The organism is Paraburkholderia sp. (assembly GCF_036488505.1).
Lineage (GTDB): Bacteria > Pseudomonadota > Gammaproteobacteria > Burkholderiales > Burkholderiaceae > Paraburkholderia.
Genome location: NZ_DASXHN010000092.1, coordinates 1 through 13,305, shown reverse-complemented (window position 1 = coordinate 13,305; position 13,305 = coordinate 1). Strand labels below are relative to the sequence as shown.

The 13,305-nt window shown below is 64.7% G+C and carries 14 protein-coding genes and 1 pseudogene; 7 read left to right on the top strand and 8 right to left on the bottom strand.

Translation table 11 applies throughout. The features are described 5' to 3' along the window. The first annotated feature begins 92 nt into the window (after positions 1 to 92). The 7 genes from flgG to flgL all read left to right on the top strand — a co-directional run bounded on the left by flgG (position 93) and on the right by flgL (position 8,222). Positions 93 to 881: a flagellar basal-body rod protein FlgG gene (flgG, locus tag VGH68_RS05220; RefSeq protein ID WP_331602454.1), complete on the top strand. Its 789-nt coding sequence runs from the start codon at positions 93 to 95 to the stop codon at positions 879 to 881. Positions 882 to 909: 28 nt separating this feature from the next. Then, complete coding sequence (gene flgH / locus VGH68_RS05215; RefSeq protein WP_331602453.1) at positions 910 to 1,608, top strand: flagellar basal body L-ring protein FlgH; 699 nt, start codon at positions 910 to 912, stop codon at positions 1,606 to 1,608. A 2-nt stretch (positions 1,609 to 1,610) separates the two neighbouring features. Beyond that, positions 1,611 to 2,792: a flagellar basal body P-ring protein FlgI gene (locus tag VGH68_RS05210; RefSeq protein ID WP_414696897.1), complete on the top strand. Its 1,182-nt coding sequence runs from the start codon at positions 1,611 to 1,613 to the stop codon at positions 2,790 to 2,792. Between the two features lie 12 nt (positions 2,793 to 2,804). Next, positions 2,805 to 3,803 (top strand): flagellar assembly peptidoglycan hydrolase FlgJ, encoded by a 999-nt coding sequence (gene flgJ, locus VGH68_RS05205; protein ID WP_331602451.1) that lies wholly within the window; start codon positions 2,805 to 2,807, stop codon positions 3,801 to 3,803. Positions 3,804 to 4,028: 225 nt separating this feature from the next. Continuing rightward, positions 4,029 to 4,796 (top strand): flagellar brake protein, encoded by a 768-nt coding sequence (locus tag VGH68_RS05200; RefSeq protein ID WP_414696899.1) that lies wholly within the window; start codon positions 4,029 to 4,031, stop codon positions 4,794 to 4,796. Between the two features lie 187 nt (positions 4,797 to 4,983). Further along, complete coding sequence (gene flgK / locus VGH68_RS05195; protein WP_331602449.1) at positions 4,984 to 6,984, top strand: flagellar hook-associated protein FlgK; 2,001 nt, start codon at positions 4,984 to 4,986, stop codon at positions 6,982 to 6,984. An 11-nt stretch (positions 6,985 to 6,995) separates the two neighbouring features. Then, a complete protein-coding gene (flgL, locus tag VGH68_RS05190) occupies positions 6,996 to 8,222 on the top strand; it encodes a flagellar hook-associated protein FlgL (protein WP_331602447.1) in 1,227 nt (408 codons plus the stop codon). A 150-nt stretch (positions 8,223 to 8,372) separates the two neighbouring features. On the opposite strand, the gene fliR is transcribed toward flgL, so the two are convergent. The 8 genes and pseudogenes from fliR to VGH68_RS05150 form a co-directional block, all read right to left on the bottom strand. Next, the gene (gene fliR, locus VGH68_RS05185; RefSeq protein ID WP_331602446.1) at positions 8,373 to 9,155 is read right to left on the bottom strand and encodes a flagellar biosynthetic protein FliR; all 783 of its coding nucleotides are present in this window, start codon (positions 9,153 to 9,155) and stop codon (positions 8,373 to 8,375) included. Positions 9,156 to 9,189: 34 nt separating this feature from the next. Next, positions 9,190 to 9,459 carry a flagellar biosynthesis protein FliQ gene (gene fliQ, locus VGH68_RS05180; protein WP_331602445.1) on the bottom strand — a complete coding sequence of 90 codons (270 nt, stop codon included), beginning with the start codon at positions 9,457 to 9,459 and terminating at the stop codon, positions 9,190 to 9,192. Between the two features lie 46 nt (positions 9,460 to 9,505). Further along, positions 9,506 to 10,276: a flagellar type III secretion system pore protein FliP gene (fliP, locus tag VGH68_RS05175; protein WP_331602444.1), complete on the bottom strand. Its 771-nt coding sequence runs from the start codon at positions 10,274 to 10,276 to the stop codon at positions 9,506 to 9,508. A 155-nt stretch (positions 10,277 to 10,431) separates the two neighbouring features. After that, positions 10,432 to 10,992: a flagellar biosynthetic protein FliO gene (gene fliO / locus VGH68_RS05170; protein ID WP_331602443.1), complete on the bottom strand. Its 561-nt coding sequence runs from the start codon at positions 10,990 to 10,992 to the stop codon at positions 10,432 to 10,434. After that, entirely contained in the window at positions 10,989 to 11,450 is a 462-nt protein-coding gene (gene fliN, locus VGH68_RS05165) for a flagellar motor switch protein FliN (protein ID WP_331602442.1), read from the bottom strand. The genes fliO and fliN overlap by 4 nt, the downstream gene beginning before the upstream one ends. Continuing rightward, a complete protein-coding gene (gene fliM / locus VGH68_RS05160) occupies positions 11,443 to 12,441 on the bottom strand; it encodes a flagellar motor switch protein FliM (protein WP_331602440.1) in 999 nt (332 codons plus the stop codon). Before fliM ends, fliN begins: the two co-directional genes overlap by 8 nt. 58 nt (positions 12,442 to 12,499) lie before the next feature. Next, entirely contained in the window at positions 12,500 to 13,015 is a 516-nt protein-coding gene (gene fliL, locus VGH68_RS05155) for a flagellar basal body-associated protein FliL (RefSeq protein WP_331602439.1), read from the bottom strand. Between the two features lie 91 nt (positions 13,016 to 13,106). Next, positions 13,107 to 13,305, bottom strand: a pseudogene (locus tag VGH68_RS05150) (hypothetical protein); the annotation flags it as partial.

The following is a 13,305-nucleotide window of genomic DNA, read 5'->3' as shown; positions in this document are numbered from 1 at the left end:
GTGAGCGCTAAAGCGCTAACTGCGGCCGACAGCTTTGCATGGGGCCGCAGTAAGCGCTAAAGCGCTAACTGCGGCCGACAAAGGAGAAAATTATGAATCGATCGCTCTACATCGCCGCTACCGGCATGAACGCGCAACAGTCGCAGATGGACGTGATCTCGAATAACCTCGCGAACGTCAGCACCAACGGCTTCAAAGGCTCGCGCGCGGTGTTCGAGGATCTGCTGTACCAGACGATCCGCCAGCCAGGCGCGAACTCGACGCAGCAGACCGAATTGCCGTCCGGCATCCAGCTCGGCACCGGCGTGCAACAGGTCGCGACCGAGCGCCTGTACACCCAGGGCAACCTGCAACAGACCGGCAATTCGAAGGACGTCGCAATCAACGGCGCCGGCTTCTTCCAGGTGCAAATGCCCGACGGCACGACCGCCTACACCCGTGACGGCTCGTTCCAGACCAACGCGCAGGGCCAGCTGGTCACCTCGAGCGGCTACCAGGTGATCCCGGCCATCACGATTCCGACCAATGCGACCTCGCTGACGATCGGCAGCGACGGCGTCGTGTCGATCACCGTCGCCGGTTCGACCAACAGCCAGCAACTCGGCTCGATGCAGATCGCGACCTTCATCAATCCGGCCGGGCTCGATGCGAAAGGCGAGAACCTGTTCGCGGAGACCTCGTCGTCGGGCGCGCCGAACGTATCGCAACCAGGGCTGAACGGCGCGGGCTCGCTGAATCAGGGCTACGTGGAAGCATCGAACGTGAACGTCGTGCAGGAACTGGTCAACATGATCCAGACCCAGCGCGCGTACGAAATCAACAGCAAGGCCGTGACGACCTCCGACCAGATGCTGCAGACCTTGAGCCAGATGCAGGTTTGAGGACCGGAACGAAAGGCGGTAATTGATGATGTCGCACTCCACTCGCAAGCCGGTTCACTCGCGCACCGGCGAGCTGCTCGTGCAGCTCCTGGTCGTCGCGGCGCTCGGCGGTTGCGCACTCGTGCCCAAGGAGCCGATCACGCAGCAGCCGATGTCCGCGCTGCCGCCGATTCCGCCGCAGGCGCAGGCGCCGGGCTCGATCTACAACCCGGGCTACGCGGGCCGGCCGCTGTTCGAAGACCAGCGCCCGCGCAATGTCGGCGACATCATCACGATCGTGATTGCCGAAAACATCAACGCGACCAAGTCGTCGGGCGCCGCTGCGGGGCGCAACGGCACCACCAACTTCGACGTGCCGACCGCGGGCTTTCTCGGGGGCCTGTTCGCCAAGACCAATCTGAATGCGACCGGCTCGAACGTGTTTTCCGGCACCGGCGGAGCGAATGCGTCGAATACGTTCAACGGCACGATCACCGTGACGGTGACGGCCGTCGAGGCGAACGGCAACCTGGTGGTGAGCGGCCAGAAGCAGATGCTGATCAATCAGGGCAACGAGTTCGTGCGCTTTTCCGGCGTCGTCAATCCGAACACCATTTCGAGCCTGAACGCCGTCTATTCGACCCAGGTGGCGGACGCAAAAATCGAGTACTCCGCGAAGGGCTACATCGACGAGGCGCAGACCATGGGCTGGCTGCAGCGGTTCTTCCTCAACGTGGCGCCGTGGTGACGATGGCTAACGTTTTCAATCCGCTCGCCGGCGTGCGCCGCTCGCTCGTCGCGTTCGCGTCGTCGGTCGCGCTCGCGTGCGCCGCGCTGGCGCCCGCCGCGCCCGCGCATGCGGAGCGCCTGAAAGACCTCGCGCAGATCCAGGGTGTGCGCGACAACCCGCTGATCGGCTACGGCCTCGTGGTCGGCCTCGACGGCACCGGCGACCAGACCACGCAGACGCCGTTCACCACGCAGACGCTCGCCAACATGCTGGCGAACCTCGGCATCTCGATCAACAACCAGGCGGCGGGCTCGAGCAACCAGCAGTCGTCGCTGTCGAACATCCAGTTGAAGAACGTCGCCGCAGTGATGGTGACGGCGGTGCTGCCGCCGTTCGCGCGCACCGGCGAACAGATCGACGTCACCGTGTCGTCGCTCGGCAACGCGAAGAGCCTGCGCGGCGGCACGCTGCTGCTCACGCCGCTCAAGGGCGCCGATGGCCAGGTGTACGCGTTGGGCCAGGGCAACGTCGCGGTCGGTGGAGCGGGCGCGAGCGCGAACGGCAGCCGGGTGCAGGTCAACCAGCTGGCCGCGGGCCGCATTACGGGCGGCGCGATCATCGAACGCACGGTACAGACCACCGTGTCGCAGGCGGGCACGATGCAGCTCGATCTGAACGACATGGACTACGACACCGCGCAGCGTGTCGTCGCTGCGATCGACAACGCGTTCGGCAGCGGCACCGCGACCGCGCTCGATGGCCGCACGATCCAGCTGCGCGCGCCGGCCGATCCGGCCCAGCAGGTGCAGTTCATGGCGCAGTTGCAGAACCTCGACGTGCGGCCCGCGCAGGCCGCCGCGAAGGTGATCCTCAACGCGCGCACCGGCTCGATCGTGATGAACCAGATGGTCACGTTGCAGAACTGCGCGGTCGCGCACGGGAACCTGTCGGTCGTGATCAACACGCAGCCGGTGGTGAGCCAGCCGGGCGCGTTCTCGAACGGCCGCACCGTGGTCGCGCAGCAGTCGCAGATCCAGATGAAGCAGGACAACGGCGCGCTGAAGATGGTGAACGCCGGCGCGAATCTCGCGGACGTGGTGAAGGCGCTCAACGCGCTGGGCGCCACGCCCGCGGATCTGATGTCGATCCTGCAAGCCATGAAGGCGGCGGGCGCGTTGCGCGCCGACCTGGAAATCATCTAAGGAACACGCCAGATGAATTCAAACCCGACCACGACCGCCAACCTCGCGAACGATCTGACCGATCGCTTCGCGCTCGACGTACAAGGCTTCGGCGCGTTGAGCGCGCAAGCGAAGACCTCCCCGCAAGCCGGCATGAAGATGGCCGCGCAGCAGTTCGACGCCGTCTTCACGCAGATGATGCTGAAGAGCATGCGCGATGCGACGCCGCAGGACGGGCCGTTCGATTCGCACGACAGCGCGACGTTCACGTCGATGATGGATCAGCAGTTGTCGCAGCAGTTGTCGAAGAAGGGCATCGGCGTGGCCGACGCGATGCTCAAGCAGTTGATGCGCAACCAGGGCATGCAGGTCGGCGGCGGCGCGAACGGCGCCGGTGGTGTTGCCGGCATGGCGAACGCGTTCGGCGCGGGCGGTGGCGGCGACGAAGGGCAGAGCGCGGCGCTCAACGCACTCGCGCGCGCGTACGGCAACGCGCAGGCCAATGGCCAGCTCGCGCTCGGGCGCCCCTATTCGGCCAACAGCGCATTCACGCCACCGCTGCGCGGCGACGGCAGCTCGCCGAAGATCGATGCGTTCGTCGACAAGCTGGCCGCGCCGGCCCAGGCCGCGAGCGCCGCGACCGGCATTCCGGCGCGCTTCATCATCGGCCAGGCCGCTCTCGAATCCGGCTGGGGCAAGAGCGAAATCAAGAAGGCCAACGGCTCGACCAGCCACAACGTGTTCGGCATCAAGGCGGGCAAAGACTGGACCGGCAAGACGGTATCGACGGTCACGACCGAATACGTGAACGGCACGCCGCACCGCTGCGTCGAGAAATTCCGCGCGTACGACTCGTATGAAGAGGCAATGGCCGACTACACGAGCATGCTGAAGAACAATCCGCGCTATGCGCAGGTCATCCATTCGTCGCGTGACGTCAGTGGCTTCGCCAACGGGATGCAGCGCGCCGGCTATGCGACCGACCCGCATTACGCGAAAAAGCTGCTGTCGATCATGCAGAAAATGGGCTGACCAAAATTTCTGTTTTAACGTTTGCGGCCAATGTGTCGCAAATATTTAACAGAAAACCCTAAATTTTGGGCGGATCGTGCCGCTAACGAGTTAGACACGATACCGGAAAACATCTGTCATTTTTTCGGTCGAACGCGCGTGCCACGGCTTTGCGGAAGACTGTGCAAGTCCCGGCAAAGCCGGACCCGTGCCCGCAAGAACATGCATACCGGCAAGCTCATGGATATGAACCAGTCGAACGGCCACCCCGACACACGCGGCCAGTCGCACGTCCCGGACCACGAAAGCGCCCCCGACTTCGGCCGTCGCAATACGCTGGAGATCGGCGTGCAGTTGCGCAATCTCGTCAATCGCGGCGACTTTCTGACCGTCGAATATGCGGGAGGACAACTTGTCACGCGTCTGCTGGATGTCGACGTGCGCGAGCGCACCTTCACTTTCGACTGGGGCGCGCTACCCGAACAGAACAAGGTTTTGCTGGCCGCGCCGCGCTGCCAGTTCCACGCGTCGCCGGATGGCGTGCGCGTCGATTTCTCGACCGTCACGCCGCGCGAGACCCGCTTCGAGGGATTGCCGGCCTTCGAGGCCGACTTCCCCGATGTGCTGTTCTACGTGCAGCGCCGCGAATACTTCCGCGTCCCCACGCCGATTCTCGAGCCGTTCCTGTGCAGCGGGCGCCTTCCCGAAGGCGACGCGTTCCGCTTTGAAGTGCACGACCTGTCGCTGGGCGGCCTCGGCATGCATACGACCGATGAGCGCGTCGCCGAACTGCCGATGGGCACGCGTCTGATGGACTGCCAGCTCGCGCTCGGCTCGTTCGGGCGTCTGCCGCTCGATCTGCAACTCGTGTCGCATCGTTCGATCGCGCTGCCGAACGGCACGCAGCGCTATCAGATCGGCTTCCGATTCCTCGCGCTGCCGGGCAACGCTGAAAACACGCTGCAGCGGGTGATCACCCAGCTCGAAATGAAGCGCCGCCAGCTCGCGCGTTAGGCGACGCCCCGGCGCGCGGCGGCCCGCCAGCGACCGTCACGCGTTTAGCCAGCAAACGTTGCACACGCGGTCGCGGGCAGCCGCGAACCTGGCGGGACGGCCCTCAATTTTTCGCACCACGGGCCGTTAAACAGGATGTTCCAGTAACGCGGCGGCAAGTCTGCGGTGCCGCCCCTCAGGATGACGCATGTCCAGCAATCTCTTGACTATCGGCCTTAGCGGACTCAACGCCGCGCAATGGGGCTTGACGACGACTGGCGAAAACATCAGCAACGCGTCGACCCCCGGCTATTCGATCGAAACGCCGGTGTTTTCGGAGGCGAGCGGCAGCTATACCGGCTCCGGCTATCTGCCGATGGGCGTCTCGACGGATACCGTGCAGCGTCAGTACAGCCAGTATCTGGCGACCCAGCTCAACGGCGCGCAGTCGGACAGCAGCGCGCTCACCACGTACAGCACGCTGATCGCCGAGCTGAACAATCTGGTCGGCAGCCCGACCTCGGGAATCGCCACCGCGATCACCGGCTTTTTCACCGGCTTGCAGGGCGTGGCCAATAGCGCGTCGAGCGTCCCGGCGCGGCAGACGGCGATCAGCGACGCGCAGACACTCGCGACCCAGATCAACGCGGCGGGCCAGCAATACGACTCGATGCGCGCGAGCGTCAATACGCAGCTGAGCGATGCGGTCACGCAGATCAACAGCTACACCGCACAGATCGCGTCGCTGAACACCCAGATCACGCAGGCGAGCAGCCAGGGCCAGCCGCCGAACCAGTTGCTCGACCAGCGCGACCAGGCGGTGTCCAACCTGTCGCAGATGATCGGCGTGTCGGTCGTGCAGAACAACGGCAGCTACAGCGTGTTCATGTCGAACGGCCAGCCGCTCGTGCTGTCCGGCAACAGCTTTAATCTCGGCACCGCGACGTCGTCGAGCGATCCGAGCGAACTGTCGGTCCAGTATCTCGGCCAGGCCGGCAACAACGCCGGACAGACCCCGCAGACGCTGTCCGACACCGACGTCTCCGGCGGCACGCTCGGCGGGCTGCTGCAATTCCGCTCGCAGACGCTCGATCCGGCCGAGGCGCAACTCGGCGCCATCGCGACGAGTTTCGCCGCGCAGGTGAATGCGCAGAACCAGCTAGGCATCACACTGAACGGCGACGCGGGCGGCGCGCTGTTCACGGTCGGCTCGCCGACCGTGTACGCGAACTCGCAGAATACCGGCAACGCGACGCTCGGCGTGTCGTTCGCCGATCCGACCCAGCCGAACACGAGCGACTACACGCTGTCGTACGACGGCAGCGCGTACACGCTGACCGACAACCAGACCGGCAGCATCGTCGGTTCGGCGTCGAACCTGAGCCAGCCGATCGACGGCCTGCAGTTCTCGGCCACCGGCACGATGAACGCCGGCGACTCGTTTTCGATCGAGCCGACGCGCGGCGCGCTGGACAACTTCGCGCTGACCACCACGTCGGGCTCGGCGATCGCCGCCGCGGCACCAGTGCTCGCGTCGGCATCCTCGTCGAACATCGGCAACGCGACGATTACTCAGGGCACCGTGTCGGCCGGCTACACCGCGCCGAGCGCCGCGTCGACGATCACCTATACCGCCGGGACCGGACTCACCGGTTTCCCGCCGAATTCGGTGGTGACGGTGGCGGGCACTCCGCCGACGTCGTACACGATCAACGCGTTGACCGACGCGGTACCGTACTCGCCTGGCTCGGGCGCGACCTTGACGATCACGAGCCCGGCCGACCCCACGCAGCCGACCACCTTCGAGAACATGAACGACGTGACGGTGACGATCAGCGGCGCGCCGTCGAGCGGCGATACGTTCTCGATCGGGCCCAACACCGGCGCGAGCAACGACGGTCGCAACGCGCAGTTGCTGTCGAACCTGACCACCGCGACGGTGATGTCGGGCGGCACCTCGACGCTGACGGGCGCGTACGCGAACTACGTCAACAACATCGGCAACCAGACCGTGCAGGTTCAGACCGCCGCGGCCGGGAAAAGCGCGCTCGTCACGCAGATCACGACTGCGCAGCAGTCGGTGTCGGGCGTCAACATCAATGAGGAAGCAGCCAATCTGCTCCAGTACCAGCAGCTCTATCAGGCCAACAGCAAGGTGATCCAGACCGCGCAGAGCCTGTTCCAGACATTGCTTGGCATCTTCTCGTAGGGCGTCGAACCATGCGTATTTCCAGCGCGCAGTACTTCAGCATGAACGTCGAGACAATGAGCAACCAGCAGGCTCAGTTGTCGCAGATCTATCAGGAAATTTCGAGCGGCTCGAGCCTGAGCACGGCCGCGGACAATCCGCTCGGCGCGGCACAGGCGGTGCAGCTCAGCTCGACGGCGACCGCGTTGTCGCAGTACACGACGAACCAGAATTCGGCGCTGTCGTCGCTGCAGGCGGAAGACTCGACGCTCGGCAGCGTGACCTCGACGCTGCAAAGCATCAACACGCTGGGCCTGAGCGTCGGCAGCGGCACGTTGAACGACACCAACCGCGCGGCGATCGCCGCGCAGCTGACCACGTTGCGCGACCAGTTGATGACGTACGCGAACTCGACAGACGGCTCCGGCAACGCGCTGTTCGCCGGATTCCAGAACTCGACCCAGGCATTCACGGTCGATGCGGGCGGCAACGTCGTCTATTCCGGTGATGCCGGTTCGCGCACCGTGCAGATCACCGACAGCAACCAGGTCGCGATCGGCGACAGCGGGATGTCGGTGTTCATGAGCGTCGGCGCGTCCAACGCGGAGCCGATCGCGAACGGCAACTCGGGCAACACCGGCACCGGAGTGATCGGGCCGGTGACGGTCAACGATCCCACCAACGCGGCTAACGCGGACGCGTATCAGATTCAGTTCAGCGGCAGCGGCTCGTCGCTGGCCTATACGATCACCGATACGACGACGGGCGTGACCGGCACGCCGCAGGCCTACACTGACGGCTCGGACATTACGTTGGGTGGCCAGACCGTCGCGATCAGCGGCACGCCGGCGGCCAACGACAGCTTCACCGTACAGCCGGCCAATCAGGCGGGCACCAACGTGTTCGCGAACCTGAATGCGATGATTACCGCGCTCCAGCAGCCGGTAGACGGGAACCCGGCCGCGGCGGCGACGCTGCAAAACGCGATGAACACGGGTCTGTCGCAGCTCGGCAACACGCTGAACAACGTGACGGCGGTCCAGGCATCGGTGGGCGGCCGCGAGCAGGAAGTGACAGCGGTGCAAACGGTCACGTCGACCAACTCGCTGCAAACGCAAAGCAATCTGGAGGACCTGACTTCAACGGACATGGTCTCGGCGATCAGCAAGTACACGCTTACGCAGGCGGCGCTGCAGGCTTCGCAGCAGGCGTTCGTGCAGATTCAGAACATGTCGTTGTTCCAGTACATCAACAACTGATGCGGCGCTCGATCGTCGCCTGAAATTCCGCCGCTCGCGGCGGAAAGTACAAAACCGGCGCGAGCCGGTTTTTTTTCGCCTGTATCTACGCGGCCCGCACGGCCGGCGCCGCCCGCGGTTCCAGTTTGTTCCGGCATTGCGGCCACCGCGTTACCTGAATCCCGCCGCGACCCGCCCCATTTCATCGATGCCGCTATCGAACAGCCGCGCGAAGAACGGGATCATGTTCGGCAGCATCAGTTGCACCAGCAGCAGGCCGACCAGCATCGTCAGCGGAAAGCCGATCTGAAACACGCCGATCTGCGGCGCCGCGCGGTTGAGGATGCCGAGCCCCAGGTTCGCGATCAGCAGTGCGACGACCACCGGCAGCGCCAGCAGCAGCCCCGCCGAGAAGATCGAGCCCCCCCAGTTGGCGAGCGTCTGCCAGCCGTGCGGCGCCAGCAGGTTCGCCGATACCGGCACCGACTGGAAGGTCGTCACGAGCGCGGCGATCATCTGCAGATGACCGTCGAGCGCGAGAAACGCGAGCGTCGCGATCGTCGTCATATAACGCGAGATCACCTCGCCCGAGCCGGTGGCCTGCGCATCGAAGAAGGTCGCAAAGCCTAGACCCATGCCCAGGCCGATGAATTCGCCGGTCGCGTCGATCGCCTGGAACACCATCTGCATCGTCACGCCCAGCCCGATGCCGATGAGGAACTGGTTGACGAGAATCCATACACCGTCCGCGGAAAACACGGTGACCGGCGGCAGCGCACCGATGGTCGGCGCGACGATGATCGTCGTGAACGCTGCAATGCCGACCTTCACGCGAACGGGCAGCGACACGTTGCCGAATACGGGTGCGGTAGCGATCAGCGCGGCGATGCGCGCGAACGGCCACAGGAAGGCGGTCAGCCAGACATTCAGTTGCGCGTAGGTGACCGAGAACATGGGCAGGTCAGCGAGGGCGAGCGCGTTGGCGCGCTCAGTTCACGAGCGTCGGAATCGCGCTTAACGTGTGACGCAGATAGTCGAGCATCGTCGTCAGCATCCACGGCCCGGCGATCACCATCGTCGCGGCGATCGCAAGCAGCTTGGGGATGAACGACAGCGTGGTTTCGTTGATCTGCGTGGCCGCCTGGAACAGGCTCACCAGCAGACCGACCACGAGTGCGACGAGCAGCAGCGGGGCGGCCAGCATCAGACCGATGTACATGGCCTCGTGGGCCAGCGTCATGACTGCTTCGGGTGTCATCGTGAATGCCTGAAGGACCAGTAATCGAACACGAACACGGCGCCGCTCACACGAAGCTCTGCGCGAGCGAGCCGAGCAGCAACTGCCAGCCGTCGACCAGCACGAACAGCATCAGCTTGAACGGCAGCGAGATCGTCGCGGGCGACACCATCATCATCCCCATCGACATCAGCACGCTCGCGACCACCATGTCGATGATCAGAAACGGGATGAAGATCGTGAAGCCGATCGTGAAGCCGGTCTTCAGCTCGCTCGTCACGAATGCGGGCACGAGCAGCGACAGCGGCACGTCTTCCGGGCCCTGCATCGGCGCCGCGTGCGAGATGCGCGCGAACAGCGCGAGATCGCTTTCGCGGGTCTGACGCAGCATGAAGGTCTTGAACGGCGCGACGCCGCGTGCGAGCGCCTGATCCATCGGCAGCGTGCCTTCGGAGAAGGGCTTGTAGCCATCGTTATACGCTTTGTCGAGCACCGGCGACATCACGAACAGCGTGAGGAACAGCGCGAGTCCGACCAGCACCTGATTCGGCGGCGTGGTGGTCGTGCCGAGCGCCTGGCGCAGCAGCGACAGCACGATCACGATGCGCGTGAAGCTCGTCATCATCAGCACCATCGCGGGCAGGAACGACAGCATCGTGAGCAGCAGCATCGTCTGCACGCTCAGCGAGTAGGTCGTGCCGCCATTCGGGCCGGGGCTCGACGTGAAGGCCGGCAACCCGGCGCTTTGCGCGAACGACGTGGCCGGCAGCGCGAACAGCAGGGCCGGCAGCGCTAGCGGGAGCAACGGCGCGATGCGGCGCAGCAGCGTGACGAACATCGAGGCCGTGGCGGTGCCGCGGGTCTCGCCGCGGGTTTCACCACCTATTTCACTGCGTATCTCAGCACGTATGTCACCACATATCCGCGGTTCAACAGGCATCGCACGTGCGGGCTGGGAATCCGAAAAATCCGACTGCATGAAACTGACCTGCATTACCGCTCCCCGCCGCGCGTGTTGAAACGTTTGCCCACTTCGCCCTTCAGCGCGTCGCGAAAGCGTTGACCAAAAGTGCCGGCAAGCGGCGCCTGCGAACCGCCGACTGCGGCGGCCGCGGCGGAACCCGCCGGCATCGTATGAAGCAGACGCACGTTGCCGGGCGCCGCGCCGAGCACGAGCCACGTATCGCCGATCTCGACCACCGCGACACGCTCCTTGCCGCCGAGCGACGCGCCCCCAACGGTCCTGACGAGCCCGCCGCGCTGGCCCGGCTGCAGGCCGAAGCGCCGCGCGAGCCACGCGCAGCCGAACACGAGGCCGATCACGACCGCGAGCCCGACGAAGGTTTGCAGCACCGCGCCGACGCCGAGCGCCGGCACCGCACTGCCCGCGCCGACGCCCGACGCGAACTTCGCGGCGTTGTTGACCGCGTTCATGTCGGCCGCGCGTGCGGCGAGCGGCGCACAGAGCGCCGCGCTGGCGGCTAGCGTCAGCGCGGTGTGCAGCAGGACTTCGCGCGACGCCGCCAGCGCGTCGCGAACGGCGGCGCGCTTCATCGATTGAGTTTCCGGATGCGCTCGGACGGCGTGATGATGTCGGTCAGGCGAATGCCGAACTTGTCGTTCACGACGACCACTTCGCCCTGCGCGATCAGGCAGCCGTTGACCAGCACGTCCATCGGCTCGCCGGCGAGGCCGTCGAGTTCGACGACCGAGCCTTGCGCGAGCTGCAGCAGATTGCGGATCGCGATCTTGGTGCGGCCGAGTTCGACCGTCATCTGGACCGGAATGTCCAGAATCATGTCGATGTCGTTGCGCGTCGAGCTCGGTTCGACCTTCGACAGCGGCTGGAATACACCGGCCGAGGTTGGGCTCACTTCCGGGTTGTCGTTCTGCTCGGCGAGCGCGCTCGCCCAGTCGGCCATCGCGTCGTCTTCCTCGGTGCCGGGCGCGCCGGCGGCCAGTTGTTCGTCGGCGGCCAGGGTGCCTTCGGGGGTTGCGTTCAGCTCACTCATATCCACTATCCTTCATCGTGTCGGCTGCGCTGATCATCTTGTGGACGCGCAACGCGTACTGACCATTGAAAATTCCGTAGCCGCACTCCATCACCGGCACCCCATCGACTTTCGCCGTGATGTGCTCCGGGATGTTGATCGGCAGAACATCGCCCTTGCGCATGTTCAGGATCTGTTCGAACGTGACCGGCACCTGCGCGAGGTCGGCGCTCAGTTGCACTTCGGCCGCCTGCACCTGTTGCGACAGCACGCGCACCCAGCGGCGGTCGACGTCCATCGCCTCGCCCTGGATCGGCGACGACAGCACGTCGCGGATCGGCTCGATCATCGAATACGGCATGCAGATATGCAGCGTGCCGCCGGTCGAGCCGAACTCGATCGAGAACTGCGTGACGATGACGATTTCGTTCGGCGTCGCGACGTTGGCGAACTGCGTGTGCATCTCCGAGCGCACGTATTCGAACGTCAGCGGACGCACGCTTTTCCATGACGTCGAGTAGTGCTCGAACGTCAGATTGAGCAGCTTCATGATGATCCGCTGCTCGGTCTGCGTGAAATCGCGCCCTTCGACGCGGGTATGGAACCGGCCGTCGCCGCCGAACAGGTTGTCGACCACGAAGAACACCAGATTCGGGTCGAACACGAACAGCGACGTGCCGCGCAGCGGCTTCACGTGGACCAGGTTCAGATTGGTCGGGATCGGCAGGTTGCGGGTGAATTCGCTGTACTTCTGCACCTTCACCGGGCCGACGGAGATTTCCGCCGAGCGCCGCATGAAGTTGAAAATGCCGACGCGCAACAGGCGCGCGAAGCGATCGTTGATGATTTCGAGGCCCGGCATCCGGCCACGGACGATCCGTTCCTGCGTCGCGATGTTGTACGGGCGCACGCCGGTACGGTCGTTCTGCTCGGATTCAGCGTCGGATTCGCCGGTGACGCCCTTCAGGAGGGCATCGACCTCCTCCTGGGACATGAACTCTTCGTGGCCCATTCCTTATTCCTTGTGCGTCCCGTGGCGGTTGATGATGGCAGCGCTAGACAAGCTCACGTCACTGCACGACGAACTCGGTGAACAGCACGTCCTGCACGCGCAGCGGCGCGGCACCCTTGTCGGGCGGCAGCGCGATCAGCGTTTTCAGCTCTTCGGCGAGCGCGCGCTTGCCCTCGAGCGGCGCGAGCTCGTCGGGGTGCTTGTTCGACAGCGCTAGCAGGATGCGGCTGCGCACTTCCGGCATGTGATCGGTGAGTGTTTGCTGGGTGGTGGCATCGCCGAGCTTGAGGGTGAGGCCGATGCGCAGGAAGTGTTGCTGACCGTCGTCCGATTGCAGGTTGACGGTCATCGATTCGAGCGGGAAGAAGAGCGGCACCGTGGCGGCGGCCGGCGCGGCCTCGGCCGAGGAAGCGGCGGCGGAGGCCGCGGTTGGCGCGCGCTTGGACATGAAGAACCACACGCCCGCGCCGGCCGCGGCGGCGGCGATCACCGCAATGAGGACGATCAGGATAATGCGCTTCAAGGGGCCCGGCGAGGCGGGCGCGGCTTGCTGGGGTGCGGTCGTGGATGCCATGGGGTGTGCTGTGCTGGCCAGAGTATGGGTTAGGGTGATTGTTGTTGATTTGGCTGCGCCGCGATGGGCCGAAAAGAAGGGGGATTGCGGGCTATCTCAGGTGTTTGGGCCCTGCGGGCGGGGTGGTTTTTGTTGTTGCTTTTTGTTCTTTTGTTTTTTTTGTTTTTTTGGCCTTTCCTTGTTTTCTTATTGGTTTATTAGCGTTGCCCCTGTGCGGGGCGGCACCTACTTTCTTTGCGGCTGCAAAGAAAGTAGGCAAAGAAAGCAGCTTCACACCGCTAAGTCTTAAG